Here is a 25,559-nt window from a genome sequence, read left to right on the forward strand (position 1 = left end):
GCGCTCCTTGTTCTTCTCGCTCATGAATTAGGAGAAGAGGCGAGAACCGAAAAGCGCCAAATTCCGTGCGGCGCGCTGCCTTTTTGTGCGCAGTATTGGTTGCCGCTGCCGTCACGCGGCAGGCTTGCCCTTTTCCGCAATGGCGATGCCGCCCAGTGCCAGGGCCAGAGCTAGAATGTGAAACAGCTGCAGATCTTCGCCAATGATCGCGACCGACAGCAACGTTCCGAACACGGGCACGAGATTGATGAACAGGCCGGCACGGTTGGCACCGATGTGTTCGATCCCCTTGATATAAAGGATCTGGGCGACGAGGGAGGCAAAGATCGCGGTATAGAGCGCGGCCGCCCAGCCGGATGCGTCCGGCCACTGCGAGGCAGATCGTGCCTGTTCCCAGATGACAAGCGGCAGGGAGGCCAACAGCGCGAAGAAGGCGGGCACTGCCATCAACGTGCGCCAGTCGATGGGCGGGCGCCAGCGCAGCAGGATCGTGTAGACCGTATAGGCAACGACGGCGATCAGCATCAGGCCATCCCCGAAATTGACCGACAGCGAGAGCAGCGTCGCCAGATCGCCATGTGAGGCGGTGAGCGCCACGCCCACCAGCGTCAGCGAAAAGCCAAGGATCTGCGCCAGCGACACCTTGATGCGAAACAGAATGAAGTTCGCCAGGAAGATCAGGAAGGGAATACCTGCCTGCTCGATCACCACGTTGATGGCTGTGGTGTAATGTACGGCGGAATAAAGCAGGACGTTGAAAAGTGTATAGCCGACAATTCCAAGCAGGGCGAGCAGTGGCCAATTCTTCTTGACCAGCGGCCAGTCCCTCTTCAGGTAGGGAATGGAAATGGCCGTGATGATGATGACGGCAAAAAACCAGCGCCAGAAGGTCAGCATCATGGGACTGACATGGCCGACGGCAAGCTTTCCGACCACTGCATTGCCGCCCCAGCAAAGCGTCGCGATGATCAGGTACAGATAAGCGCGAAGATGCATGAGTGTCTCCCGGCAAGCCGCTTGCGCTGTGCGCTGACGGTCATTTTGTTGTCGCAGATAGCCAAGCTGTGTCGGGGCGTCCATCTAAAAAGTGGCTAAATAGCCACAAACGGGTCGCTTTCCGGAAAATGACACAGTATAGATGCGCGGGTTTGAGCGGGCGAAATGCCCGGACGTAGCAGGAAAGCTTCGAGATGACGAATGTCGTGGTAGTCGGTTCGCAATGGGGTGATGAGGGCAAGGGCAAGATTGTCGACTGGCTCTCCGAGCGCGCGGATATCGTTGTGCGCTATCAGGGCGGCCATAATGCCGGCCATACTCTTGTGATCGATGGCGTCAGCTACAAGCTGTCGCTTCTGCCCTCCGGCGTGGTGCGTCCCGGCAAGAAGGCCGTGATCGGCAATGGCGTCGTGGTCGACCCGCATGCGCTGATCGCCGAAATCGGCCGCCTCGAAGCACAGGGCGTCAAGGTCACGCCTGAGAATCTGAGAATCGCCGAAAATGCAACGCTGATCCTGTCGCTGCATCGCGAGTTGGACGGCATGCGTGAAGATGCTGCCTCCAACAGCGGCACCAAGATCGGCACAACGCGTCGCGGCATTGGCCCGGCCTACGAAGACAAGGTTGGCCGGCGCGCCATCCGCGTGATGGATCTTGCCGATCTCGATGCGCTGGAAGGCAAGGTCGAGCGTATCCTGACCCATCACAACGCGCTTCGCCGTGGCTTCGGCGCTGCCGAAGTCGAGCACAAGGCAATCATGGAGGAGTTGACCTCGATTGCCGACAAGGTACTGCCCTTCATGGACAGCGTCTGGCAGTTGCTCGACAAGGAGCGCCGCCAGGGTTCCCGCATCCTGTTCGAAGGCGCGCAAGGGTCGCTGCTCGATATCGACCATGGCACCTATCCCTTCGTGACCTCTTCCAACACCGTCGCCGGCCAGGCTGCGGCCGGCTCCGGCATGGGCCCGGGCTCGTTGGGTTACATCCTCGGTATCACCAAGGCCTACACCACCCGCGTGGGCGAAGGTCCTTTCCCAACGGAGCTGAAGGATGAGATCGGCCAGTTCCTGGGCGAGCGTGGCCATGAATTTGGCACAGTTACAGGGCGTAAGCGTCGTTGTGGCTGGTTCGATGCGGCGCTGGTGCGCCAATCGGTGGCCACGAACGGCATCACCGGCATTGCGCTGACCAAGCTTGATGTTCTCGATGGGCTCGATGAATTGAAGATCTGCGTCGGCTATATGCTCGATGGCGAGCAGATCGACTACCTGCCGGCATCGCAGGCGGCGCAGGCGCGCGTGGAGCCGGTTTACGTGACGCTGGAAGGCTGGAAGGAATCGACTGTGGGCGCGCGCAAATGGGCTGATCTGCCCGCGCAGGCCATCAAGTATGTCCGTCAGGTGGAGGAGCTGATCGGTGCGCCGGTAGCGCTTCTTTCCACCAGCCCCGAGCGGGATGACACCATACTTGTGACGGACCCATTTGAAGATTAATGTCCAGCACTATCTACCTTTTCACTCGGTGGTTGAGCCGGTGATCAAGAGAAAGTATCAATGGCCGATTTTGTAGCAGTCATTCGCCGGGCCGTCGACGGGCTGGCGAACAATACTCCCGAGATGCGTATCCGGGTTTATGACAAGGCTCGCAGCGCCGTTCAGCGGCAGCTGGAGAACATGAAGCCGCGTCCGACGGATGACATGCTGCGCCGGCAGATGGAAAAGCTCGAAGCGGCAATCGAGTCGGTCGAGAAGGAACACGCCGAAGCGCTGCCACCTGCGGATGAGCAGATTGCAGCCGAGCCGCACGGCGGCTATGTCGAGCCTGAGGAGCCCGCTGCGGTGGATTCCCATGTTCCGGCTTATGAAGAACCTCATCATGCCGCACACGAGGCAGAGGTTGCTCAGCCGCACCATGATGAACCCGTGCATGAGGAGCCTGCTCCTCATGAGCCGGTTGCCTATCACGCGCCGGAGCCGGAACCTGCGCCTGTCGTGCCTGTCTGGGAAGAACGGCATGCTGCGGAAACGGATGCAGGACCAACAGGCGTGCATCCGTCTGTCCTGCCCATGGCGCCCGAGCCGGTTGAAGACCCGTGGCAGCCGGAAGAGCCCGGGCATCACCCGGAAGTATTTGCCGAGCCCGAGACGCATCAGGCAAAACACGAACCTGCCGCCTCGCACGACGAGACGTGGCGCGACGAAGACCGACGCCCCCATCATCCGTTGATTGAAGATGATGGTACCTTCGACTATCCGGCATCCAGTGCCGGAACTCAGCATGCGGTCCCGGTGGCTGATGATCATCATCAAGCTCACGAGGACAGCCACGCTCGTGACGAATATGGGCAGGCTGCGGCGCATGCAACGCACTCTGCTGTCTCAGCACCCCCTGTGCTGGACTGGCCACCGCAGACCAGTGCACCTGAAGCATCTTCCGAAAGCCTCGCCAGCGATTGGGATCTGCCGGAACTGCCGCCCATCTCTTCAAAGGATGCTGCCCGCGAGCAGGCCCATCAGCATTTCGATGAAACGGCTGCGGTCGAGAGCTTTAACGCCCATTTCGAAGAACCAGCGCATGTGACCGCCTCCGCACGAATGCCAGCGGTATCCGACATGCCTGATCTGCCGACCGCTGCTGCGGTTGCTGCCGGTCCGGAAGCCGTTGATCCGCTTGCCAACCTGTTGGCCGCCACGCCGCGCAAGAGCGATCCGATCCCGGCCGCAGCGAAGCCGGAAAGCGATCCCTGGAACGATCTGGAACAACTGATCGGCTACGAGAAGGCGTCGGAAGCCGCAGGTGCCGCCAAGGCAGCGTCCAGCGATCCCGATGAATTGCCACCGCCGCCGCGCGCCTATCGCGCCACCCCGAAGCCCCGCCGTAGCTACGCAACGATCTTGTTGGCGTTGGTCGGCCTGGCCGTCGTCGCTGGCGGCGGTTACGCCGTCTGGCTTAATCGCGGTGCGATCGATAACCTGATTAGTGGCGTCATGGGGCCGCAAAAGGCTGCTGATCAGCCGAAGACGGCCAATGGCACCGCAAAGCCTGCGCCGAACAGTTCATCCTCCTCTGCAGCACCTGCATCCAATGCGCCTGCTCAGGCGCCACAGGCGCAAGCCCCTGCCTCGCCTTCGGCTGCAACTGCGGCCAATACGACGGCTCCGGTTGCCGGTCCGCAGAAGTTTACTCAGCGCCTGCTGCCTGACGGCACGGAAGTCGATCAGGGTGCCGGTAGTGCGCAAGTGGGTGCCAGCGGCCAGTCCGTCGCTCAGTCCACTCCTGCTGCTGCGGGTTCTACGTCTGCACAGGCGCAGACCCAGGCGCAGGCACAGGCACCTGCGGCAGGACAGGCACCCGGTACGCAGACACCAGCAACGCCGTCGCAGAACACGCCGCCAGCCAACCCGGCGAACACGCCTGCCGTGACAGGCGAAAAGATCTTCCTCTACGAAGAGCGGATCGGCCAATCCTCGCCGACCGCGATCGATGGCACTGTCAGCTGGTCGCTACAGCATGAACCCGGCGAGAACGGTCGTCAGGAATCGGTGGTCCAGGGCCGCATCAGTGTTCCCGGTCGGGGCATGACGGCGCTCATCACCTTCAAGCGCAATGCAGATGCCTCGCTGCCGGCCAGCCATCTGGTCGAACTCGTCTTCTCGCTGCCGCAGGATTTCGAAGGCGGCGCGATCGACAGTGTTCAGCGCATTGCCATGAAGCAGACGGAGCAGGATCGCGGCACGCCACTCGTGGCCGTGCCGGCCAAGATTACCGACGACTTCCATATGATCGCGCTGAACGATTTCCCGGATGCGCGCGCCAACAATCTTGAACTGCTGCGCTCGCGCAACTGGATGGATATTCCGCTGGTCTATCGCAACGGTCGCCGCGCGCTGCTGACCCTGCAAAAGGGCAGCCAGGGTGTAAAGGCCTTCGAGGATGCGATCCGCGACTGGAAGGCGGCAGCACCGGCCAAGTCGGGCCAGTAATCCGCCATTGCTGCTTCCACGCACAAAAAAATCCGCCCTTCAGCCAAACTGGGGCGGATTTTTGTTTTAAAATTCAGAGGAAATGATCAGGCGTCGACGACGCGCAGCGCCTTGGCCTGTGCCAAAGCTTCCTTCTGCACGGCTTCCTGAACCTTCTCGAAAGCACGCACTTCGATCTGGCGCACGCGCTCGCGACTGATGTCGAATTCGGCGGACAGCTCTTCCAGCGTCACCGGATCGTCGGTCAGGCGGCGGGCCTCGAAGATGCGGCGCTCGCGCTCATTCAGAACGCCCAGGGCCTTCTCCAGCATGCGACGGCGCGTTTCCAGCTCGTCCTGTTCGATCAGAACTTCTTCCTGGCTTTCGTGGTCGTCCACCAGCCAATCCTGCCACTGGCCGGATTCGCCTTCGGTTGCGCGGATAGGTGCGTTCAGTGATGCATCGCCCGAGAGGCGACGGTTCATCGAGACGACTTCCTCCTCGGACACGTTGAGCTTCGTGGCGATTTCCTTCACCTGGTCGGGCTTCAGATCACCTTCGTCGATCGCCTGGATGCGGCCTTTCAGGCGGCGCAGGTTGAAAAACAGGCGCTTCTGGTTGGCAGTCGTGCCCATTTTCACCAGCGACCACGAGCGCAGGATATATTCCTGGATCGAAGCCTTGATCCACCACATGGCGTAGGTTGCCAGGCGGAAGCCACGTTCAGGATCAAACTTCTTCACGGCCTGCATCAGACCGACATTGCCCTCGGATACCACTTCGCCGATCGGCAGGCCGTAGCCGCGATAACCCATAGCGATCTTCGCCACGAGACGGAGGTGGCTGGTCACAAGGCGATGGGCAGCATCCCGGTCTCCGTGCTCAGCGTAGCGTTTCGCGAGCATGTATTCCTGCTGGGGTTCCAGCATCGGGAACTTGCGGATTTCATCCAGGTAACGGTTCAGGCCGGCTTCGCCGGCGGTAATGGATGGAAGCGTATTGCGGGCCATAAAGCACCCTTTCTCTTAATCTCGTCCCCGGCTCCCGCTATGGCAGCGCGGCAAGCCGTGTGGCGCGGGTCATTTCCCTCGACCCCGCACCAAGCCATGTGACAGATAAGTACGGCGAAAGGGTGTTTCAAGCGATGACCGAGGTCAACCTCGCGTGACCGGAATGTTATGGGACGAAACGGCTGGAGACTCTTGGATGTTCCCGCGATCGTTACAGTTCTATGCGCGCAATGCCTCCACCAATTCTTCCAGGTCTTGCGGAAGAGGGGCTTCGAATTCCATGACCTCGCCTGTGCGCGGATGCTCGAACGCAAGAAGAAACGCGTGCAGCGCCTGCCGGTGGAAGCGGTTCACTACCTTGCGGGCCTCATCGGGCAGGCGGTTTGCCTTGGTCTTGAAGGCAGCGCCATAATCCGGATCGCCCAAGAGCGGATGGCCGATATGCGCCATGTGCACGCGGATCTGATGGGTGCGGCCTGTTTCCAACCGGCACTCCACCAGCGAGGCCAAGGCCGTGCCGTCCTCCTGTTCATAGAAACGCTCCACCACCTCATAATGGGTGATGGCCTCGCGCGCATCCTCGCTGTCCTCGCGCTTGACGGCCCGCTTGGTGCGGTCGCCGCCGCCACGCCCCAGTGGCGCATCAATCGTGCCGCGCAACTGCTGCGGCCGGCCCCAGATCAGCGCCACATAGGCGCGTTCCAGATCACCGGTGCGGCCATGGTCGGCAAACTGCGCCGAGAGATGGCGGTGGGCGATATCGTTCTTTGCAACCACCATCACGCCGCTGGTATCCTTGTCCAGACGATGCACGACGCCGGGGCGCTTGACCCCGCCGATGCCGGAAAGCGTATCGCCGCAGTGATAGATCAGAGCGTTGACCAGCGTACCCGTCCAGTTGCCGGCGGCCGGATGCACGACGAGGCCTGCGGGTTTCACGACCACGATGACATCCTCGTCCTCGTAGAGAACGTCGAGTGGAATGTTCTCGCCCTTGGGCTGGGGGTCTTCCGGCTCCGGCAGAACGAGTTCAACTACGTCGCCGGGCTTCACCTTCTTCTTCGGCTCGGTGCAGGGGGCACCGTTCAAATGCAGCGCACCTTGCTCGATCAGCGCCTTGATGCGGCTGCGCGAAAATTCGCCGTCGAGGAGGCTGACGATCCAGGCGTCCACACGGCCTTCGGCATCCTCTCCCGCAGTCAGGACTTTCCTTGTGCCCTCGGCTTGGCTAAAGGGATCGTTCATTTTTCTTCTTATCCGTGACGAGAGAGCGAAGGACGCCCGCCCGATGGCCAATGTCGAACCCGAGGAACAGGACGAAAAGCCGCTCGACCCTGTGATGGAACGTGTCCGCCGCAAGATGGTGCGCCTTCAGATCGTGTCCGCCGGCATCATGTTTATCAGCCTTATGGCGGTGTTGGCCGCGGTTGTCTACAAGGTGTCCGGCACTTCCGCCGCCAAGGCGCCGGCAGCCAACACCGCCTTTGCCGTACCCTCGGATCAGCCCCTGACGACGGCTGCCCGCCTGCCGGCCGGGTTCGAAGTGGAGCAGGCATCCACTTCAGGCGCGCAGATTACGCTGCTTGGTCGCATCGGTTCCGTGCGCAAGATCATCATCTATGATCTGACGGTCGGTCGCGTTGTCGCCGACGTGACGCTGACCAACCAGTGATATGTCCCTGCCGCAGCCGATCCTCATCACTGATGCGGACGATCCCCGGATCGCGGAGTTTCGCAACATCCGCGAACGGGATCTGGTCGGGCGGCAGGCAGGCTTCATCGCCGAGGGCACGGTGGTTCTGCGCCTTCTGGCGGCGGCGCATAATCGTCTGAATCCAAGCTTCGTTGCGGAAAAGATCCTGCTCCTGGAAAACCGGGTCGACGGTGTTTCGGATATCCTGAAACTGTTTCCGGAAGATGTGCCGGTGTATGTGGCTTCAGCGGCGGTACTGGATGCCATTGCCGGTTTTCATCTGCATCGGGGTGTGCTGGCGCTTGGCCGCCGCGTGACGATGCCGACTGCGCAGGACCTGCTTCGCAATGTTTCTGCGCCGGGCCTCATTGCGATTGCCTGCGGCATTTCCAACCACGACAATATCGGTTCGATGTTTCGCAATGCCGCGGCCTTCGGTGCGGCTGCCGTGCTGCTGGATGAGACCTGCTGCGATCCCCTTTACCGCAAGGCGCTTCGCGTGTCCGTCGGTTCCGTGCTGACCGTGCCCTTTGCCCGGGGCGGCACGGCAGACGATCTGTTGCGGACGGTGGCGGGAGAGGGGTTCGACATCTGGGCTTTATCGCCGCGCGGGACCGCCGATGTCCGGGACATCCCGGCCGGTGGCCGCATCGCATTGGTGACGGGGACGGAAGGAACGGGATTGCCGCAGGATATTCTCTCGCGTTTCCGCACCGCCTCCATTCCGCAGAGACCTGGCCTCGACAGCCTCAACGCCGCCACCGCTACGGGCATCGCGCTTTACGAGATCGCCCGCCGTCAGGGGCTGGTCTGACGTTTCCGCCGGTCCTTTTCCAGCGCTTCAATAGCGGTTCGTGACCGCTGCGCCAGGCTGGTGCGGGCACCTGGCTCGCGCGTCTCTTCCGTCTTCAGGTGAGCTGGGATGGGCGAGGTTTCGCCCTCCTTCAGGGCGGTCAGAGCCACCATGTCGGCGGCGATGGCGGCCAGCTCCCGGCGCAGAACCTCATCACTCGTCTTGCCCTTTGGCTTGACCAATTGCGCCCCCAGTGCGGTCGCGCGATTGCGGATGTCATCGGACACATCGGCGAAATCCAGAAGAGAGGGTGCCGGTTCCGCATCCGTCTGGTCAGTCGAGGCGATATGATCTTCGACCGCGCCCGTTTCCAGGTCTTCCGGTTCGGGAAGTGGATCGTGTGCCTTTCCGTTTGCGGGGCGCCGCCGCAGCGTCTTCAGATCGGCGGTGACAGTCTTCAGCTTGTCTCGCAGCCGCTCTATTTCCCGATCACGCCGCTCGATTGTCGCCTCACGATCGGCGCGGGCTGCAAGCTCGCGCGCCATCTTGTCTTCCAACCGGTAGACGCGGTGCTCCTCCTGGGTCAGGCGGTTTTCCGCATCTTTGGCACGGGCTGTCAGAAGCTTCACATCCGTGCGCAGCGTGTCGCGTTCCTCACGCAGTGCATTGAGACGGAATTTGACGTTCTCTATCTCCGTTTCGCGGGTTGCGAGGTCCACCTTCAGATTGTCCGCGTCAGCCGTGAGGCGCGTGATCTGCTTGCGCAGAGCTTCAATCTCGTCGTCGCGCGCGATGATCTTCGCTTCGTTTTCCTGGATCGCGTGGCGAAGCTGCTGGACCAGTGTTTCCTCTCGGCGAAGGCGAGAGCGCAACTCAGCCGATTCGAGACCGCGATCATCCATGGCGGCCACGAGATCATCATTGACGGCATGCAGTTCGCCTGCCTCGACCAGCAGCTTGTCATGCTCCAGCTGCAGCTTGATGAACTTGTCTCGCTCCTGGGTCAGCTCCTGCTTGGTGCGGGCGTTTTCGGCGGCATAGACGGCGCGCGCCATATCTCGCTGTGCCCGCACTTCCGCGGGGCTGATCGGCATCGTCGCCTTGATGCGGTTTTCGGTGTAGACCACGATGCGCCGGTGCACTGCGGGTGCCAGGATCATGACCAGCAGCAGGGCGCCAAGGAAGCCCAAGCCAAAGAGTAGCGCGAACTGGATCACCTTTAGGCTGCCCCCGAGTTTTGATGGCGCGGTCTGAACGCAGGATTACACGAAACCGCCTGTCGGTCTTGGAAAACCCGCTTGAAGAAATGATATAGGCCAGCCGGGTGAATGCGCCAGCTGGCCCGTTCGCGTTTGCGACTTTCCGTTGCGATCAGAAGGGATTCCAGGTCGCTTCCTGCGTCAGCTTCAGATAGCCTACATTGATTCCGAGACGTGCGCCGATGCCGGTGCGAATCGGTACCAGCACGACGTTGTCGTTGCGAAGCGCGGTCATGCCGACCCCTGCCACCACGAAGGCCGAACCGCTGACGCCGCCGAAGCGCGTATAGAGGCTCTGGATATCCGGCAGGTTATAGACCAGCATCATGACGCGGGCGCCCTGGCCGCCGTAATCCAGTCCGAGCGAGGGACCCTGCCAGAAGGTGGGGTGCTGGCCAGCATTCTTCGTGTAAAGCTGGCCTTCGCCATAGGTTAGGCCAGCGATGAAGGCGCCCGAGCCCTCTTGGCCCAGAATGTAGCCATTGGGTAGACCATATTGCTGGAAGGCACGTTCCACGACCTTGGCAAGTCCACCGCTGGTGGAGCTGAAAAAGCCATTGCCCGCATCGACGATTTCCTGGGCGGAGTATTGCGAACTCGATTGCTGCTGCGCAGCTGCCTGCGTTGACGGCACCGCAAGTGCCACTACAGTCAGCAGCATGGCGAGCAGCCGGGCAAAGGCGAAGTTGGTTTCTAAGCGCATTGGCCTGTCCGTTTCTCCATTTCGTTATGCCTGTCGTCTCGGCGCGATTATCTTGAGGCGTTCGCGTTAACAACCGGTTTACCAAAAATGGTGTCTTTATGGCGACCGCGGAGATAGAAAATGTTCCCGCTCCACCTTCACGCAATATTGCCGTGCTTCAGCTAGTCCATATTCGAAGCGCTGTTGCAGATCAGGAAGCCAAGATGTCGAAGAACCCGAACCTCACCTTAAGCGGTCCCGATCTGGCGGCGCTCCTCTGCAGCCGTGTCTGCCATGACGTCATTTCGCCGGTCGGTGCCATCAACAACGGTCTGGAACTCCTGGACGAGGGCGGCGGCTCGGATGCCGACGCGCTTGACCTGATCCGTACCTCCGCGATCAACGCCTCCGTTCGCCTGAAATTTGCCCGTCTTGCCTTTGGCGCGTCCGGCTCGGTCGGTGCCTCGATCGACACGGGCGAAGCGGAAAAGGCAGCCAAGGATTTCGCCATCGCCGAAAAGAAGACGGAAGTGACATGGAGCGGCCCGCGCGCCATCATTCCGAAGAACCGCGTCAAGCTGCTGCTGAACCTGTTCTCGGTCGCCTATGGCGCCATTCCGCGTGGCGGCTCGCTGGATATCGTTCTGGAAAATCCCGAAGGTGACGCCCGCTTCAGCATCACGGCCAAGGGGCGCATGCTGCGCGTGCCGCCGAAGTTCCTGGAAATCTGCAACGGCACGCTGGAAGAAGCTGTCGATGCCCATTCCATCCAGCCCTATTACACGGTTCTCCTCGCGGATGAATGCGGCATGGAACTAAAGCATGTGGTGTCTGAAGACCGCATCACCTTTATCGCGGAAACCCCAATCGTCTGAGTTGTGATCTGCCGGTAACGCTTCGTTAGGCTGCTCGCCCTATTCTTCAAGTTCGTATCCGCGCCAGTCGCGAAGGGCCACGGGAGAGATAGATGCAGCGCCTGATGATTGCCGACAGTTCCGACATTGTTCGCACAGTCGCCAAGCGCATTCTCTCCGAAATCGGCTTTCTGGTGGTGGAAGCTTCCGGCGAGCGCGAGGCGTTCATGCGTTGCCAGGCGGATATGCCCGCCATTCTGATTGTCGATGCGGCGCTTGAAGGTGCCCTCGATCTGATTGCACGGGTGCGTGAACTGCCGACCGGCAACAAGGTGCGCATCTACTACTGCGTCATCGAAGCCGATCTGAAGAAGATGATGCAGGGCAAGCGGGCAGGGGCCGATGACTTCCTGCTGAAGCCGTTCGACCGAAAGATCTTGTCGGCTGTGTTTGCCAATCTGTCGGCCGCGGCGTGAAGGCTTAGCTCCGCACGATTACCCCCTCTGTCCTGCTACTGTTGGGCGAGCCATGCGTCTCGCCCCGTCCTTCGGACCTCGCCACAAGGGGCGACTCGCGGCACCGTTCCGATCTTCGGAGAGCTTACCTTACCCGTTTTCGCTTCACGACTTGATGGAGGAAGCGAGCGGGTACCCGTTCTGCTGATCTCCTCCTGTGTGGGAGATGGTTGCAGACTAGAGGGGCGCCATCACGAACATCCCAAATTGCGCCGTTCTCGCCAAACGCAAAAACGCCCGCGACGGGCGCGAGCGTTTTCGGAAGATTGCGGATTTCTCGAAGGCTGGGGTCAGGCCGTCTCAGCGTATTCGCCACCATCCGGCTCGCGCAGCACGTAGCCACGGCCCCAGACGGTTTCGATGTAGTTTGCGCCACCGGCAGCGTTGGCAAGCTTCTTGCGCAGCTTGCAGATGAAGACGTCGATGATCTTCAATTCCGGTTCGTCCATGCCGCCATACAGGTGGTTGAGGAACATTTCCTTCGTCAGCGTCGTGCCCTTGCGCAGCGAGAGCAGCTCCAGCATCTGGTATTCTTTGCCGGTGAGGTGAACGCGCTGGCCACCCACTTCGACAGTCTTTGCATCCAGGTTGACGATCAGTTCGCCGGTGACGATGATCGATTGGGCATGACCCTTGGAACGGCGAACGATGGCGTGGATGCGTGCCACCAGTTCGTCCTTGTGGAAGGGCTTGGTCATGTAATCGTCGGCGCCGAAGCCGAGACCGCGAACCTTGTCCTCGATGCCGGCCATGCCGGACAGGATGAGGATCGGTGTTTTCACTTTCGACAGGCGCAGCGTGCGCAGAACCTCGTAGCCGGACATGTCCGGCAGGTTCAGGTCGAGCAGAATGATGTCGTAGTCGTATAGCTTGCCGAGATCGACGCCCTCTTCACCGAGGTCCGTCGTATAAACGTTGAAGCTTTCCGACTTCAGCATCAGCTCGATGCTCTGGGCAGTCGCGCTGTCGTCTTCAATGAGTAGAACCCGCATAATTATCCCCTTTACCGCCGCGCTAGGTTGTTCGATGCCCCCGACGCGAAACGGATCCAGACGTTGCCTGATTTGGAAGCTGACACCAATTGGTTAACAAACTCTGACTCCCTTTGGCAAGGTACAGGAATTCGTTAAGCAAGACTGGTATTCGCCTGATTTATCATGAGAATTCGCCAGCGCCATACCTGAATCTATCTGTGAGGAAATCCTCGCAAGTGATTCATACGACTCATCATTGTCGTCGGCCGAAATCGGCCATGGCATTTACGGACCCTTAAAAGATCGTCCCTATCATTAACGATGCCCGTAAATGAAAGGTTACCGCGCGGGTACAATTTCTTAACGGCGCGGCAATTTTTCAGTCCCAACTGTTACAGCCAGGACACAGGGTTGATTTTGAAAATAGCCGGGGTCTCGCTATCCACGGGAGTATTGCGTATGAAGACGCGTGACAGCCTAGTGCGCCTGAAAGAATTTCAGGTGAACGAAAAGCGCCGCCAATTGCAGCAGTTGCAGCTAATGATGGCGGAATTTGATAGAATGGCGAAGGAGCTGGAGCACCAGATCACGCTGGAGGAGAAGAAGTCGGGCATCACGGACCCGAATCACTTCGCCTATCCAACCTTTGCCAAGGCCGCGCGTCAGCGGGCCGATAATTTGCAGGTTTCCATTCGGGAATTGCGGGTTCAGCAGGACGCCGCAGAACTGGCGCTTGAAGAAGCCCAGGCCGATCTTGCAAAGGCGACAGCCCTTGAGGAACGAGACGGATCTTTGCGCGCCCGCGCCTGACGTTCCGCCTTCGCATCTCCCGGTCGCGGTTCACGCGGGTCATTACCCGCGTCGAACATGCTTGCAAAAATTTTCAGTGCTGAATTACATCCGCCCAATCCGGATGCCGCTCGACCTGTGCCTTGAAGAAAGGGCAGAGCGGAATGATCTTCCATCCCCCTGAACGCGCCTGCTCGACGGCATGAACAGACAACGCCTGACCGACGCCCTTGCCGCGAAGTGCGTCATCCACACCGGTGTGATCGATGATGATCAGGTGAGGGGAGGCCCTCGAATAAGTCATCTCCCCGAAATGACCCTCCAGCTCGGCGACATAGCGCCCGCCCGAACCTGATGTTTCCTCGGTAATCTGCATAAGGCCGCTCCTGCCATTCTTCATGATGAAGCTATCATGTAGAAAACAGGTAGGTCAGATGCCAGATATACGCGAGGATATTCCGACCTTCAGGTGAGGACATGATGCGCAAGTCGCTGATCGCAATTGCTGCATTCTGTCTGATCCTGGGGCTGACGCTGCCCGTGATGCAGTTCGACCGGCTGTTCTTTTTCATTGAGACGCCATCGGTCGTGGGCTTGGTCAAGGGCCTGTGGACGGGCGGGGATCTGGCACTGGCAATCCTGATTGCGCTCTTTTCGATCGTCTTCCCGGTGGCAAAGCTTGCCGTGCTGGCCACACTGGAGGTTCGAGGGGGCGCGCTGGCCCCCTGGCTCAGGCAAACGCTGCCGCATCTGTCGAAGTGGTCTATGCTCGACGTGATGGTGGTGGCGCTTGCGATCTTCGCGGCAAAGACCAGCGGGCTGGCTACGGCGGTTTCCCAACCGGGCCTCTGGTTCTACGCCGCCTCTGCGGTCATCTCGGGAATATTGAGTGCATGGCTACCCTCGGAGAGACGAGGATGAGGGCAGCTGTCATGCGAAAAGATCCCTGGAAGTTTCCCCCAAGGACCTTGATGGGCGGGGTCAGTACACCTAGTGGCGATACTGCTGAATGCGGGTCGTTCTCAGGCCGGCAAGGCCATGATCATTGATCGACGACTGCCAGGACAGGAACTCTTCAACAGTCAGGGTATAACGCTCACAGGCTTCCTCGAGGCTCAGCAGGCCACCGCGAACCGCAGCAACCACTTCTGCCTTACGGCGGATGACCCACCGGCGCGTATTGGCCGGCGGAAGGTCCGCAATAGTCAGGGGGCTGCCATCGGGGCCGATGACATATTTCACTCGAGGGCGGATCATTTCGGTCATTGGACTCTCTACACTACGCAAGACCACAGGTCGGAACCGTACGCAGGCAGTTTTAACATTTGACTAAATCCTCACGGCATTTTGTTGTGATTTCCCATCATGTTCCCGAGTTTTTCTCGCGTGAGCCCATAATTTTTTCGTTGGCAGTTGTGCTTTGCCTATTTGAAGTTGTTGGTGTTTTGCCTCACAGCATCATCAGGTTGACTTCCGTTCGGCCTGGGCCATGATCCAACACGGCCGTCCCGAAATGGGAGAGGCTGAGGCTATCGCCGGCGGAAAGATATTGAAGGCTGGAGGATGCGAGGCTGAGCGGCACGCTGGCGGGGGCGGAGAGGCTGACCAAGGTGACCGAGCCGTTTCGCACAAGGCCGGTGGTATGGCCTGATGAGGAAACGGCGCTGACCATCAGCGTCAGGAAATAGAGCCCGCTTGCCGGCACCACTAGTGTGTTACCCCCACCGGGAAGGGCGGACCCCAACATGACGCCCCCCTGTTCGATGGAAAGTGTCGTGAAGCCGCTCTGGCTTCCATTGGCAGCACTTGCCGTGCCGCTGGCGCGATGGGCGCGAGCGAGCGGACGGTTCGGTTGGCTGACGCGGCCATTGCCGTCGATGCTGAGGCCGGTCTTCCAGGTGCCGCCATCGGGAGAGACCTTGATGGAAAAATCGTCATTCCCAGCTAGGCCCATTTCGGCCCGGCCGGACCAGTTCGTCTGGTAGAGAAGGGAGGCGGTTTCCCTGGTGGTGGCCTTGTTGAGCTTGAGTTGATGGCCATTGCCTGCGTGATTGAGCAGTGTGGCGGGCGCCGAGAGGGAAAGCCGGTTGGTGTCATCGGCGCTTGCATTGATGCCGATCCGGTCGAAGCGCCCCGTTGCAGGAAGTGTCACAGGCAGCACTGTCCAACCGGCGCTCGGATTATAATAGCGCAGCTCACCCGGCGTCTTGAACCAGGCTGTGAAGCCTTGCTTCGGTTGGAGATAGGTCCAGCCGCCGTCCAGGAAGATGGCAATGCGCCCGTCTCGCCCAGCCCAGGCGCCCGTTGCGCCCGATGCCACGGCATAGCGTGCGCCTTCGATGGGAGTGGCGGGCGGCGCAGCCTGTTCTGACTCGATGACCATCTGGACGAGAATATCGAGCGTCTGCAGGGCCTCGTTATGGGTGACATGCTTCTGCGCCTGCGAGGGCAGGATATAGGGCATTGAAAGGTTCGGCGTCATATCGGACATCGTTCGTTCTCCTTTGATGTCCTTAAGTCTAAGCCCGGCTGGAGGATGGGGGACGCGAAGACCGCCAAGCCCTTGAAAATACGGAGGGCGTGGGCTCGAACGTCCCCCTTCTTCGCCAGCGTGGTTGTGTGCATTTCATTGGCAGGCGTCGCATTGTTGCAATTGCGCTTGTTCCCAATCCCCCTTATTTCGAGAGCAGCACCCGGACCGGAGCTGTCGTGAGCCTCATGCGTTATTCCGCCCTGCAGATTGTCAAACAGGCCTTCGCCGCCAATCGCGGCTGGAAGCCCGTCTGGCGCGAACCGGAACCGAAGCCGCATTATGATGTGGTGATCGTTGGCGGCGGGGGACATGGGCTTTCCACCGCCTACTATCTCGCCAAGGAATTCGGCATCACCAATGTGGCTGTTCTGGAAAAGGGCTATTTTGGTTCCGGCAATGCCGGGCGCAACACGACCATCATCCGCTCCAACTATCTGCTTGAAGGCAACGAGCCCTTTTACGAGTTTTCCCTGAAGCTCTGGGAAGGTCTGGAGCAGGATTTCAATTATAATGCCATGGTGTCGCAGCGTGGCGTCATTGATCTCTACCATTCCGATGGTCAGCGCGATGCCTATGCGCGGCGCGGCAATGCCATGAAGATGCATGGCGTGGAAGCCGAGCTTCTGGACAGGGATGCGGTGAAGGCGCTGCTGCCTTATCTCAATTACAATCACGCGCGCTTCCCGATCCTAGGTGGCCTCTTGCAGCGCCGCGGCGGCACGGCCCGTCACGATGCTGTCGTTTGGGGTTATGCGCGCGGCGCCGATAGTCGTGGTGTCGATCTCATCCAGAATTGTGAAGTGACCGGTGTTCGCCGGGACGAAACAGGCCAGGTGACGGGCGTTGAAACCACACGCGGTTTCATTGGCTGTGACCGGCTGGCACTCGCGACGGCCGGCAATAGCAGCCATGTGGGCCGTATGGCGGGGTTGGAACTGCCGCTGGAAAGCCATGTGTTGCAGGCCTTCGTGTCGGAAGCGATCAAACCCGCCATCGATCACGTCATTACCTATGGCGCATCAGGACACTTCTATATCTCGCAATCGGACAAGGGCGGCCTTGTCTTCGGGGCAGATATCGACGGCTATTCCTCCTATGCCCAGCGGGGCAATCTGGCCATGGTCGAACACGCCATGGAGGAGGGGGTTTCGCTGATCCCCGGCCTGTCGCGGCTTCGAGTTCTTCGATCCTGGGGCGGCGTGATGGACATGTCCATGGATGGCTCCCCCATCATCGACAAGACCCATATTCCCAATCTCTATCTCAATTGCGGCTGGTGCTATGGCGGCTTCAAGGCCACGCCAGCATCCGGTCTCTGCTTTGCCCATCTGATTGCCAAGGACGAGCCGCATTATGTGGCCCGCGCCTATCGCCTGGACCGGTTCCAGCGCGGGTTGGCGATTGATGAGGGCGGCAAAGGCCCGCAGCCCAACCTCCAGTGACGAGACCCGCATCATGGCCAGCCTGATCACATGCCCCCATTGCGGTGTTCGCCCCCGAGAGGAATTTTCGGTGCGGGGGGATGCGACACCTGTCCGGCCTTTGCCGAATGCGTCGGATGAGGCCTGGCATGCTTATGTCTATCTGCGGGATAATCCGCGCGGACAAATTCGGGAGCACTGGTATCACGAGGCGGGCTGCCGCCGCTGGCTGGTGGTGGAGCGCAACAACGTGACGCATGAGGTCGTGAGCGTCACGGATGCCGCCAGTAAAACGGCGGGAGGTGCACTATGACCTCCTTCCGGCTGACATCCGGCGGCCTGCTAGACCGCAAGCGCAAGATCCGCTTCACCTTCGATGGCAAGGCCATGACCGGCCTTGAAGGGGACACGCTGGCCTCCGCACTTCTGGCTAATGGCCAGATGCTGATGGGCCGCAGCTTCAAATATCATCGCCCCCGCGGGCCGGTGACGGCGGGAAGCGCCGAGCCGAATGCGCTGGTGACGATCAACACCGGGGGCAGGGCAGAGCCGAACACGCGGGCAACCGTCGCGGAGCTTTACGAGGGGCTGTCCGCCCAGAGCCAGAACCGCTGGCCGAGCCTGTCGTTCGATATCGGCGCGATCAACGGCGCCCTGTCCCCCTTCATCGGTGCGGGCTTCTACTACAAGACCTTCATGTGGCCGAAATCCTTCTGGGAGAAGGTTTATGAGCCGCTGATCCGGCGCGCCGCAGGTCTGGGGCGCGCTGCCATGGAGGCAGACCCGGATACCTACGACAAATGCTGGGCGCATTGCGATCTTCTGGTGATCGGTGCCGGCCCCACGGGCTTGATGGCGGCCTTGACTGCGGCTCGTGCCGGTGCCCGTGTCATTCTGGCGGATGAAGGTTTTCAACTTGGCGGTTCGCTGCTCTCGGAAAGCCTTGCAGTCGGTGGCATGGCCGCAGCGGATTTTGCGAGTGCTGTGCTGGATGAACTGGCAAGCCTGCCGAATGTGACGCTGCTCTCCCGCACCACCGTGTTCGGCTGGTATGACGATATGGTGTTCGGTGCCGTCCAGAAGGTGCAAAAGCATGTGGCAAGGCCGCTGCCGGAGCTGCCCGTCGAGCGGCTCTGGCGCATAATCGCCAAGCGCGCCATTCTGGCTTCCGGTGCCGAAGAACGTCCGCTGGTGTTCGGCGGCAATGATCGCCCGGGTATCATGACGGCCAGTGCCGTGCGCACCCATCTCAACCGCTATGGCGTTTCCGCCGGTCGGCGTGTGGCCGTCTTTACCAACGGTTCTTCCGGCTACCGTACGGCGCAGGATCTGGCAGCGCGCGGCGTCGAAGTGGCTGCCATCATCGATCCGCGCGCACAGGCCAATGATGCCGCGCCTGCCGGTGTTCGGGTCGTCAGCAATGCGGTCATCACCGATACGATGGGGCGCAAGGGCCTGAAGGGTCTGCTGCTGGAGCGCAGCGGCTTTGAGGAGGTGGTGGAATGCGATGCGCTTGCCATGTCCGGCGGCTGGTCGCCTGTCATTCATCTGGCCTGCCAGCGTGGCGCGCGACCGGTCTGGTCGGATGAAGCGCAAGCCTTTCTGGTGCCGGATGTCGGATCTGCTTTCCGGGTGGCGGGAAGTGCTGCCGGGCATCCCTCGCTGTCCGCCTGCCTGCGGGATGGCGCGGCGCAAGCTGTTGCGCTGGCACGCGATCTGGGTTTTGCCGCCTATGATGCAGATATCCCCGAGGTGGAGGGGGAGCCTGATCCGTCCTTCTCGCCCGTCTGGTATGTAACGGGCGCCAAGGGCAAGGCCTTCGTCGACTTTCAGAATGATGTGCATGTGGGAGATCTGGGTCTCGCCGAGCGGGAGGGCTTCGGCTTCACCGAACATGCCAAGCGTTACACGACCGCAGGCATGGCGACCGATCAGGGCAAGCTGTCCAACACCAATACGGCGGGCATTCTGGCGGGAATGCGGGGCGTCTCGCAGGCGCAAATAGGCACGCCCACCTATCGACCCTTTTATACCCCGGTCTCATTCGGTGCGCTGGCCGGTGCTGCGATTGCGGAGGGCAATCGGCCGGTGCGACGCTCGCCGCTGCATGGCTGGGCGGCGCGTCATGGGGCGGTGTTCGTGGAGACGGGTCTGTGGAACCGGCCCGGCTGGTTTGCTCGCTCCGGCGAAAAGAGCTGGCGGGAAAGCATGGAGCGGGAAGTGCGGGCCGTGCGCGAGAATGCCGGCCTCTGTGACGTTTCCACGCTTGGCAAGATCGAGGTGTTCGGCGCGCAGGCCGCCGAATTTCTGGATCGCATCTACTGCAATTCCATCCTGCGACTGCCGGTCGGCAAGGCGCGTTACGGCCTGATGCTGCGCGAGGACGGCATCGTCTTTGATGACGGAACCATCAGCCGGTTTGGGCAGAACCATTTCTTGCTGACCACGACCACGGCCTATGCATCGCAGGTTCTGGCGCATCTGGATTACGCATCCCAGGTTCTATGGCCAAATCTCGATGTGCGGTTGCTACCGACCTCGGAGCAATGGGCTCAGTTGGCGATTGCCGGGCCGAAATCACGCATCATCCTGCAGCGCATTGTAGAGGACGATCTCTCCGATACGGCCTTCCCCATGATGGCGGCGCGGGAAGTAACACTGAAGCTGGGCGTCAAGGCGCGCCTCTTTCGGCTGTCCTTCTCCGGGGAGCTTGCCTTTGAACTGGCCGTTCCTTCAAGCTTGGGGGAGGCGGTTGCCGATGCGCTGATGGAGGCGGGGCGCGAGGACGGCATCAATCCCTATGGTCTCGAAGCCATGGATGTGCTGCGCATCGAAAAGGGTCATGTCACCCATAATGAACTGGATGGTCGCACCACCGCCGATGATGTCGGCCTCGGGCGATTGATGGCGATGCAGAAGCCGGATTTCATTGGCCGGCGTCTGTCCACCCGCTTCGGCCTGACGGCTGCCGATCGGCTGCAACTGGTGGGCCTGAAGCCCGTGGAGGCTGCCAAGGAGATGAAGGCGGGCGCCCATCTTCTGAAGCAGGGTGCCAAGCCGTCGATGATCAACGACCAGGGCTTCGTGTCTTCCGCTTGTTACTCTCCGACTCTTGGACATTTCATTGCGCTGGCGCTGCTGAAATCTGGACGCGAGCGCATGGGCGAGAAGATCGTGGTCTGGGACGCCTTGCGCGATAGCGAAGTGCTGGCGGAAGTCTGCCCGCCTGTCTTTGTCGATCCTGACAAACTGAAACAGCGTGCGTGAGATGTCGGCCATGCTTCACACGGAACTCAATCGTCACCCGCTGGAAGACGTCATCACCGAGGAGAACCCGGTGCGCGGCACCAATCATGTGTCCATCGCGCGCCGTGCAATTGTTGTGGCGGCTTTGGCAGATGGGGCAACGCTTGCACTACTTCCGGCCCTGCTCGGGGAGGGGGTGCGGTTCTATCGCTGCGGCCCCGCGATCGCGTTTGCCGTTTCGCAATCGCAGAGGGTTGAGGATATTATTGAACGCTTGAGCGCGGTTCCCGGACTGGATCTGGTGGATCAGACCGACGCTCATGTGCTGATCACGCTCTCTGGGCCGGATGTGCGCCGTCTGCTGGCCAAGGCGGTGCCGCTGGATCTTCACGGACAAGCATTTTCCATCGGCCAATCGGCCGGAACGCTCTGCGGTCAGGTGGCTGTGCAACTCAGCCGCACAGCGCTTGACGCCTTCGAGTTGCTTGTGCCAACATCATATGCAGGATTTCTTTTGGAAGAGATCCGACAGATGGGGCGCGAGTTCGCCTTCACCATTGGCTTTGATCAAGCAACCGCCTGAGTTCTCAGGAGGTATAGAACAATTGTTCAACAATCGAGCCGGCGTCAGCGCGGCTTTTTGGGTGCGTGCTATGTATTGTGCGCTGCGGGCAGAAAATATCTGCGCGCGTTTGTTGCTCCCAAAGCTTCCTTTTCAGTCAGGCATTGCCGCTTTTATGTTTGTTGTGCGGGTTTTTGCACCAAACGGTCCAACAAGCTGAGGATTTTGCCACCTTCCCGCCTTTTTGACTTCACATTTCGCGCGAAACGGTTATGGATTCCTCAAAACCTAAGAACCCGTAAGGGCCACACATACAAGAGGCGCAACCGGTATTCCGTGATTGCGTCCGGGGGAAAGTTTTATGGAGTACTTCATCCAGCAGCTCCTCAACGGGCTGACTCTTGGATCCATCTATGGCCTCGTGGCAATTGGCTACACGATGGTCTATGGCATCATTGGCATGATCAACTTCGCCCATGGCGATATTTTCATGCTCGGCGGTTTTGCCGCCCTCATCGTCTTCCTGATCCTGACATCCTTCTTCGCGGGCATTCCGGTTGCATTGGCCCTGCTGCTGATGCTGATCATCGCCATGCTGGTGACGAGCCTCTGGAACTGGACCATCGAGCGTGTGGCCTACCGGCCGCTGCGTGGCTCCTTCCGTCTGGCGCCTCTGATCACCGCGATCGGCATGTCGATTGCGCTGTCCAACTTCATCCAGGTCACGCAGGGTCCGCGCAACAAGCCGGTTCCGCCGCTGATCAATGATGTCTACCATTTCGGTGATATCACCTTCTCGCTGAAGCAGTTGGTGATCGTCATCGTAACGGCCGTGCTTCTTGCTGTCTTCTGGTACATCGTGCATCGCACGCCGCTTGGTCGTGCACAGCGCGCAACCGAGCAGGACCGCAAAATGGCCGCCCTGCTGGGTGTCGATGTCGATCGCACCATCTCGATCACCTTCGTGATGGGTGCGGCACTCGCGGCCGTCGCCGGTACCATGTACCTGATGTATTATGGCGTGGCCTCCTTCACGGACGGCTTCACGCCGGGCGTCAAGGCTTTCACGGCAGCGGTTCTCGGCGGCATCGGCTCGCTTCCGGGCGCTGTGCTCGGTGGCCTGCTGATCGGCCTCATCGAGTCGCTCTGGTCGGCCTATTTCTCCATCGCCTACAAGGATGTCGCGACCTTCGCCATCCTGGCATTTGTCCTGATCTTCAAGCCGACGGGCATCTTGGGCCGTCCGGAAGTGGAGAAGGTTTGATCCATGACTGAACAGAATTTTCCGGCTACGCCGGGACTCATGGCGAAGGCTCTCAAGGAAGGGATCTTCGCCGGAGTGCTCGCGCTTGGGATGTTCCTCCTCTATGTCGGCATCAAGACCGACCAGAACATCAACAACGAACTGATCTGGTATCCGCGGTGGGGTCTGTTGGCGATTTTCGTGCTGGTGGCTGGCATCGGTCGCTTCCTGATCGTCGGGTTCGTCGCGCCGCATATCAATCAGCGCAGACTTGCCAAGGCCAAGGCCGGCATCCCCGAGGTGTCTGAAGACAAGGGCTTTTTCCGCAAGCACTTCCTCAAGATCGCGCTCGTGGCGCTGGTGCTCTATCCGCCTGTGGTCATGAGCATCTACGGCACGCAGGGCTCGCTGAAGTTCGTCGATAACTTCGGTATCCAGATCCTGATCTACGTGATGCTGGCCTGGGGGCTTAACGTCGTCGTCGGCCTCGCCGGCCTGCTCGACCTCGGCTACGTCGCCTTTTACGCCGTGGGCGCCTATTCCTATGCGCTGCTGTCTGACCTGTTCGGCCTGTCCTTCTGGGTGCTGCTGCCGATTGCGGGCATCCTGGCGGCCTTCTGGGGTATTATTCTTGGTTTCCCGGTTCTGCGCCTGCGCGGCGACTATCTCGCCATCGTTACGCTGGCCTTCGGGGAAATCATCCGCCTCGTGCTGATCAACTGGACGGATGTGACGCATGGCACGGCCGGTATCTCGGGCGTTGCCAAGGCATCCATCTTTGGCATCTGGTCCTTCGATGTTGGCGCGAGTAACAACTTCGCCAAGTCGTTCGGCCTGCCGATGTCCTCGGCCTATTACAAGATCTTCCTTTTCTACGTTATCCTGGCGCTTTGCATGCTCACCGCCTATGTGACGCTGCGGCTTCGCCGCATGCCGATCGGTCGTGCCTGGGAAGCGCTGCGCGAAGATGAAATTGCCTGCCGTTCGCTCGGCATCAACACGGTCATGACCAAGCTCACCGCGTTCGCGATTGGCGCTATGTTCGGTGGCTTCGCCGGCTCCTTCTTTGCTGCACGCCAGGGCTTCGTCTCACCGGAAAGCTTCGTCTTCCTGGAATCGGCGGTCATTCTCGCCATCGTCGTTCTGGGCGGCATGGGCTCGTTGACAGGTATCGCGATTGCCGCGATTGCCATGGTCGGCGGTACCGAGTTGCTGCGCGAAATGGAATTCCTAAAGCTCATCTTCGGTCCGGACTTCACGCCGGAACTCTACCGCATGCTGCTCTTCGGCCTCGCCATGATTGCAGTCATGCTGTTCAAGCCGCGCGGTTTCGTCGGCTCGCGTGAACCCACGGCCTTCCTCAAGGAGCGCAAGGCCGTATCCGGAAGCTTTACCAAGGAGGGCCACGGCTGATGGCCTCCGGAACGACAACGATGAGCAACGATACCATCCTCAAGGTCGAGCATCTGTCGATGCGCTTTGGTGGCCTGATGGCCATCAACGACCTGTCGCTCGAGGCCAAGCGCGGTGAGATCACCGCATTGATCGGGCCGAACGGTGCCGGCAAGACCACCGTGTTCAACTGCATCACCGGCTTCTACAAGCCGACGATGGGCATGATCACGCTGAACCAGAAAAGCGGCAAGCAGTTCCTCCTGGAGCGCTTGGCGGATTTCGAAATCACCAAGCACGCCAAGGTGGCGCGTACCTTCCAGAACATCCGTCTGTTTTCGGGCCTGACCGTGCTGGAAAACCTGCTGGTCGCACAGCACAACAAGCTCATGAAGGCTTCGGGCTATACGATCCTTGGGCTTCTTGGCGTGGGAAGCTACAAGCGGGAAGCCGCAGCTGCGATCGAAAAGGCGCGCTATTGGCTGGAAAAGGCGGATCTCATCGATCGCGCCGATGATCCGGCGGGCGATCTCTCCTACGGCGCCCAGCGCCGCCTGGAAATCGCGCGCGCCATGTGCACCGAGCCTGAACTGCTTTGCCTGGACGAACCGGCGGCCGGTCTCAATCCAAAAGAATCTCTGGCGCTCAACACGCTGTTGCGCGGTATCCGCGATGAAGGCACGTCTCTGCTCCTGATCGAGCACGACATGTCCGTTGTCATGGAAATCTCCGATCACGTGGTGGTTCTGGAATACGGCCAGAAGATCTCGGACGGCACGCCTGACCACGTCAAGAACGACCCGAAGGTTATCGCTGCCTATCTGGGCGTTGAGGACGACGAGGTCGAGGAAGTCATTTCGGAAGAACTCGAGGGGGGCGCGCGTTAATGGCCAACCCAAATGCAGCAGCCCAGCCTCTCCTGAAGGTCAGTGGCGTCGAAACATTCTATGGCAATATCCGTGCGCTCGCGGGCGTTGATATCGAAGTCTATAATGGCGAAATCGTCAGCCTGATCGGTGCGAACGGTGCCGGCAAATCCACGCTGATGATGACGATCTGCGGCAGCCCGCAGGCCCGTAACGGCTCGGTCGTGTTCGATGGTACCGACATCACCAAGATGCCGACCCATCTGATCGCCCGTCGCCGTATCGCGCAATCGCCGGAAGGTCGCCGCATCTTCCCGCGCATGACGGTTCTGGAAAATCTCCAGATGGGTGCTGGCCTCGATAAACTCAAATATTTCAATGAGGACGTCGAGAAGATGTTTACGCTGTTCCCGCGCCTCAAGGAGCGTCAGGCGCAGCGCGGCGGCACCTTGTCGGGTGGCGAGCAGCAGATGCTGTCGATCGCGCGCGCGCTGATGGCGCGTCCCAAGCTGCTTCTGCTCGACGAACCATCGCTTGGTCTGGCTCCGCTGATCGTCAAGCAGATCTTTGAGGCCATCAAGGTGCTGAACGAGAAGGAAGGCCTGACGGTCTTCCTCGTGGAGCAAAACGCATTCGCCGCACTCAAGCTGTCCCATCGCGCCTATGTGATGGTCAACGGCAAGGTCACCATGTCGGGTTCGGGCAAGGAATTGCTGGCCAATCCGGAAGTGCGTGCGGCCTATCTGGAAGGCGGGCGCCACTAAGCGCT

At 60.3% G+C, this 25,559-nt stretch carries 25 protein-coding genes; 16 read left to right on the plus strand and 9 right to left on the minus strand.

All coding sequences use genetic code 11. From position 1 onward, the window contains the following. Positions 1–111 precede the first annotated feature (111 nt). Positions 112–996, minus strand: a complete 885-nt coding sequence (locus Q2T52_RS08450; RefSeq protein WP_302076269.1) for a DMT family transporter — start codon at positions 994–996, stop codon at positions 112–114. Between the two features lie 194 nt (positions 997–1,190). On the opposite strand from Q2T52_RS08450, the gene Q2T52_RS08455 reads away from it, so the two are divergent. After that, positions 1,191–2,489, plus strand: coding sequence for an adenylosuccinate synthase (locus Q2T52_RS08455; protein WP_302076270.1), 1,299 nt, complete (start codon positions 1,191–1,193; stop codon positions 2,487–2,489). A gap of 60 nt (positions 2,490–2,549) precedes the next feature. Then, positions 2,550–4,979, plus strand: coding sequence for a hypothetical protein (locus Q2T52_RS08460; protein ID WP_302076271.1), 2,430 nt, complete (start codon positions 2,550–2,552; stop codon positions 4,977–4,979). 86 nt (positions 4,980–5,065) lie between these two features. Here the strand turns inward: Q2T52_RS08460 and rpoH are convergent, their stop codons facing one another. Next, positions 5,066–5,968 (minus strand): RNA polymerase sigma factor RpoH, encoded by a 903-nt coding sequence (gene rpoH, locus Q2T52_RS08465; protein WP_302076272.1) that lies wholly within the window; start codon positions 5,966–5,968, stop codon positions 5,066–5,068. Positions 5,969–6,187: 219 nt separating this feature from the next. Next, complete coding sequence (locus Q2T52_RS08470; RefSeq protein WP_302076273.1) at positions 6,188–7,213, minus strand: RluA family pseudouridine synthase; 1,026 nt, start codon at positions 7,211–7,213, stop codon at positions 6,188–6,190. Positions 7,214–7,256: 43 nt separating this feature from the next. Between Q2T52_RS08470 and Q2T52_RS08475 the strand changes: the two genes are divergently transcribed. Together Q2T52_RS08475 and Q2T52_RS08480 are read left to right on the plus strand one after the other, a co-directional pair. Continuing rightward, positions 7,257–7,640, plus strand: coding sequence for a hypothetical protein (locus tag Q2T52_RS08475; RefSeq protein WP_302076274.1), 384 nt, complete (start codon positions 7,257–7,259; stop codon positions 7,638–7,640). 1 nt (position 7,641) lies between these two features. Beyond that, entirely contained in the window at positions 7,642–8,475 is an 834-nt protein-coding gene (locus tag Q2T52_RS08480) for a TrmH family RNA methyltransferase (RefSeq protein ID WP_302076275.1), read from the plus strand. Here the strand turns inward: Q2T52_RS08480 and Q2T52_RS08485 are convergent. Both Q2T52_RS08485 and Q2T52_RS08490 read right to left on the minus strand, forming a co-directional pair. Continuing rightward, positions 8,460–9,671 carry a coiled-coil domain-containing protein gene (locus Q2T52_RS08485; protein WP_302076276.1) on the minus strand — a complete coding sequence of 404 codons (1,212 nt, stop codon included), beginning with the start codon at positions 9,669–9,671 and terminating at the stop codon, positions 8,460–8,462. The two genes, Q2T52_RS08480 and Q2T52_RS08485, sit on opposite strands and share 16 nt — an antisense overlap. Positions 9,672–9,825: 154 nt before the next feature. Continuing rightward, on the minus strand, positions 9,826–10,374 hold the full coding sequence (locus Q2T52_RS08490; RefSeq protein ID WP_302076713.1) for a DUF1134 domain-containing protein: 549 nt from the start codon (positions 10,372–10,374) through the stop codon (positions 9,826–9,828). A gap of 245 nt (positions 10,375–10,619) precedes the next feature. Between Q2T52_RS08490 and chpT the strand changes: the two genes are divergently transcribed. Beyond that, positions 10,620–11,270, plus strand: coding sequence for a histidine phosphotransferase ChpT (chpT, locus tag Q2T52_RS08495; protein WP_302076277.1), 651 nt, complete (start codon positions 10,620–10,622; stop codon positions 11,268–11,270). 92 nt (positions 11,271–11,362) lie between these two features. Then, entirely contained in the window at positions 11,363–11,725 is a 363-nt protein-coding gene (locus Q2T52_RS08500; RefSeq protein ID WP_302076278.1) for a response regulator, read from the plus strand. A gap of 329 nt (positions 11,726–12,054) precedes the next feature. Here Q2T52_RS08500 and ctrA read toward each other — a convergent pair whose 3' ends face one another. Then, complete coding sequence (gene ctrA, locus Q2T52_RS08505) at positions 12,055–12,756, minus strand: response regulator transcription factor CtrA (RefSeq protein ID WP_302076279.1); 702 nt, start codon at positions 12,754–12,756, stop codon at positions 12,055–12,057. A 441-nt stretch (positions 12,757–13,197) separates the two neighbouring features. Here ctrA and Q2T52_RS08510 point away from each other — a divergent pair, with 441 nt between their 5' ends. Further along, complete coding sequence (locus Q2T52_RS08510) at positions 13,198–13,548, plus strand: flagellar export protein FliJ (RefSeq protein WP_302076280.1); 351 nt, start codon at positions 13,198–13,200, stop codon at positions 13,546–13,548. 73 nt (positions 13,549–13,621) lie between these two features. Here the strand turns inward: Q2T52_RS08510 and Q2T52_RS08515 are convergent, their stop codons facing one another. Then, on the minus strand, positions 13,622–13,903 hold the full coding sequence (locus Q2T52_RS08515) for a GNAT family N-acetyltransferase (RefSeq protein ID WP_302076281.1): 282 nt from the start codon (positions 13,901–13,903) through the stop codon (positions 13,622–13,624). Between the two features lie 101 nt (positions 13,904–14,004). On the opposite strand from Q2T52_RS08515, the gene Q2T52_RS08520 reads away from it, so the two are divergent. Next, complete coding sequence (locus Q2T52_RS08520) at positions 14,005–14,448, plus strand: paraquat-inducible protein A (RefSeq protein ID WP_302076282.1); 444 nt, start codon at positions 14,005–14,007, stop codon at positions 14,446–14,448. A gap of 69 nt (positions 14,449–14,517) precedes the next feature. Here Q2T52_RS08520 and sciP read toward each other — a convergent pair whose 3' ends face one another. Continuing rightward, positions 14,518–14,793 carry a CtrA inhibitor SciP gene (gene sciP, locus Q2T52_RS08525; RefSeq protein ID WP_018327815.1) on the minus strand — a complete coding sequence of 92 codons (276 nt, stop codon included), beginning with the start codon at positions 14,791–14,793 and terminating at the stop codon, positions 14,518–14,520. Between the two features lie 184 nt (positions 14,794–14,977). After that, on the minus strand, positions 14,978–16,018 hold the full coding sequence (locus Q2T52_RS08530; protein ID WP_302076283.1) for a DUF2793 domain-containing protein: 1,041 nt from the start codon (positions 16,016–16,018) through the stop codon (positions 14,978–14,980). Between the two features lie 227 nt (positions 16,019–16,245). Here Q2T52_RS08530 and Q2T52_RS08535 point away from each other — a divergent pair, with 227 nt between their 5' ends. The 8 genes from Q2T52_RS08535 (at position 16,246) to Q2T52_RS08570 (ending at position 25,554) form a co-directional block, all read left to right on the plus strand. Beyond that, positions 16,246–17,502: a sarcosine oxidase subunit beta family protein gene (locus Q2T52_RS08535; protein WP_302076714.1), complete on the plus strand. Its 1,257-nt coding sequence runs from the start codon at positions 16,246–16,248 to the stop codon at positions 17,500–17,502. 13 nt (positions 17,503–17,515) lie between these two features. Further along, a complete protein-coding gene (locus tag Q2T52_RS08540) occupies positions 17,516–17,794 on the plus strand; it encodes a sarcosine oxidase subunit delta (RefSeq protein ID WP_302076284.1) in 279 nt (92 codons plus the stop codon). Next, on the plus strand, positions 17,791–20,748 hold the full coding sequence (locus Q2T52_RS08545) for a sarcosine oxidase subunit alpha family protein (RefSeq protein WP_302076285.1): 2,958 nt from the start codon (positions 17,791–17,793) through the stop codon (positions 20,746–20,748). Before Q2T52_RS08540 ends, Q2T52_RS08545 begins: the two co-directional genes overlap by 4 nt. Before the next feature lie 10 nt (positions 20,749–20,758). After that, positions 20,759–21,310, plus strand: a complete 552-nt coding sequence (locus tag Q2T52_RS08550; RefSeq protein WP_302076286.1) for a sarcosine oxidase subunit gamma — start codon at positions 20,759–20,761, stop codon at positions 21,308–21,310. A 340-nt stretch (positions 21,311–21,650) separates the two neighbouring features. Next, positions 21,651–22,553, plus strand: coding sequence for a branched-chain amino acid ABC transporter permease (locus Q2T52_RS08555; RefSeq protein WP_302076287.1), 903 nt, complete (start codon positions 21,651–21,653; stop codon positions 22,551–22,553). A gap of 3 nt (positions 22,554–22,556) precedes the next feature. Next, a complete protein-coding gene (gene livM / locus Q2T52_RS08560) occupies positions 22,557–23,945 on the plus strand; it encodes a high-affinity branched-chain amino acid ABC transporter permease LivM (protein ID WP_302076288.1) in 1,389 nt (462 codons plus the stop codon). Beyond that, a complete protein-coding gene (locus tag Q2T52_RS08565) occupies positions 23,945–24,811 on the plus strand; it encodes an ABC transporter ATP-binding protein (RefSeq protein WP_302076289.1) in 867 nt (288 codons plus the stop codon). Before livM ends, Q2T52_RS08565 begins: the two co-directional genes overlap by 1 nt. Continuing rightward, on the plus strand, positions 24,811–25,554 hold the full coding sequence (locus tag Q2T52_RS08570) for an ABC transporter ATP-binding protein (protein WP_302076290.1): 744 nt from the start codon (positions 24,811–24,813) through the stop codon (positions 25,552–25,554). The genes Q2T52_RS08565 and Q2T52_RS08570 overlap by 1 nt, the downstream gene beginning before the upstream one ends. Positions 25,555–25,559 lie beyond the last annotated feature (5 nt).

Source organism: Rhizobium oryzicola, from assembly GCF_030504645.1.
Classification (GTDB): domain Bacteria; phylum Pseudomonadota; class Alphaproteobacteria; order Rhizobiales; family Rhizobiaceae; genus Neorhizobium; species Neorhizobium oryzicola.

Coding starts and splice junctions, on each gene's coding strand:
- livM (WP_302076288.1), top strand. CDS start 22,557: ATGACTGAACAGAATTTTCCGGCTACGCCGGGACTCATGGCGAAGGCT.
- Q2T52_RS08535 (WP_302076714.1), top strand. CDS start 16,246: ATGCGTTATTCCGCCCTGCAGATTGTCAAACAGGCCTTCGCCGCCAAT.
- Q2T52_RS08545 (WP_302076285.1), top strand. CDS start 17,791: ATGACCTCCTTCCGGCTGACATCCGGCGGCCTGCTAGACCGCAAGCGC.
- Q2T52_RS08540 (WP_302076284.1), top strand. CDS start 17,516: ATGGCCAGCCTGATCACATGCCCCCATTGCGGTGTTCGCCCCCGAGAG.
- Q2T52_RS08450 (WP_302076269.1), bottom strand. CDS start 996: ATGCATCTTCGCGCTTATCTGTACCTGATCATCGCGACGCTTTGCTGG.
- rpoH (WP_302076272.1), bottom strand. CDS start 5,968: ATGGCCCGCAATACGCTTCCATCCATTACCGCCGGCGAAGCCGGCCTG.
- Q2T52_RS08490 (WP_302076713.1), bottom strand. CDS start 10,374: ATGCTGCTGACTGTAGTGGCACTTGCGGTGCCGTCAACGCAGGCAGCT.
- Q2T52_RS08510 (WP_302076280.1), top strand. CDS start 13,198: ATGAAGACGCGTGACAGCCTAGTGCGCCTGAAAGAATTTCAGGTGAAC.
- Q2T52_RS08550 (WP_302076286.1), top strand. CDS start 20,759: ATGCTTCACACGGAACTCAATCGTCACCCGCTGGAAGACGTCATCACC.
- Q2T52_RS08565 (WP_302076289.1), top strand. CDS start 23,945: ATGGCCTCCGGAACGACAACGATGAGCAACGATACCATCCTCAAGGTC.
- sciP (WP_018327815.1), bottom strand. CDS start 14,793: ATGACCGAAATGATCCGCCCTCGAGTGAAATATGTCATCGGCCCCGAT.
- ctrA (WP_302076279.1), bottom strand. CDS start 12,756: ATGCGGGTTCTACTCATTGAAGACGACAGCGCGACTGCCCAGAGCATC.
- Q2T52_RS08530 (WP_302076283.1), bottom strand. CDS start 16,018: ATGTCCGATATGACGCCGAACCTTTCAATGCCCTATATCCTGCCCTCG.
- Q2T52_RS08515 (WP_302076281.1), bottom strand. CDS start 13,903: ATGCAGATTACCGAGGAAACATCAGGTTCGGGCGGGCGCTATGTCGCC.
- Q2T52_RS08570 (WP_302076290.1), top strand. CDS start 24,811: ATGGCCAACCCAAATGCAGCAGCCCAGCCTCTCCTGAAGGTCAGTGGC.
- Q2T52_RS08470 (WP_302076273.1), bottom strand. CDS start 7,213: ATGAACGATCCCTTTAGCCAAGCCGAGGGCACAAGGAAAGTCCTGACT.
- Q2T52_RS08475 (WP_302076274.1), top strand. CDS start 7,257: ATGGCCAATGTCGAACCCGAGGAACAGGACGAAAAGCCGCTCGACCCT.
- Q2T52_RS08520 (WP_302076282.1), top strand. CDS start 14,005: ATGATGCGCAAGTCGCTGATCGCAATTGCTGCATTCTGTCTGATCCTG.
- Q2T52_RS08480 (WP_302076275.1), top strand. CDS start 7,642: ATGTCCCTGCCGCAGCCGATCCTCATCACTGATGCGGACGATCCCCGG.
- Q2T52_RS08555 (WP_302076287.1), top strand. CDS start 21,651: ATGGAGTACTTCATCCAGCAGCTCCTCAACGGGCTGACTCTTGGATCC.
- Q2T52_RS08455 (WP_302076270.1), top strand. CDS start 1,191: ATGACGAATGTCGTGGTAGTCGGTTCGCAATGGGGTGATGAGGGCAAG.
- Q2T52_RS08500 (WP_302076278.1), top strand. CDS start 11,363: ATGCAGCGCCTGATGATTGCCGACAGTTCCGACATTGTTCGCACAGTC.
- Q2T52_RS08460 (WP_302076271.1), top strand. CDS start 2,550: ATGGCCGATTTTGTAGCAGTCATTCGCCGGGCCGTCGACGGGCTGGCG.
- chpT (WP_302076277.1), top strand. CDS start 10,620: ATGTCGAAGAACCCGAACCTCACCTTAAGCGGTCCCGATCTGGCGGCG.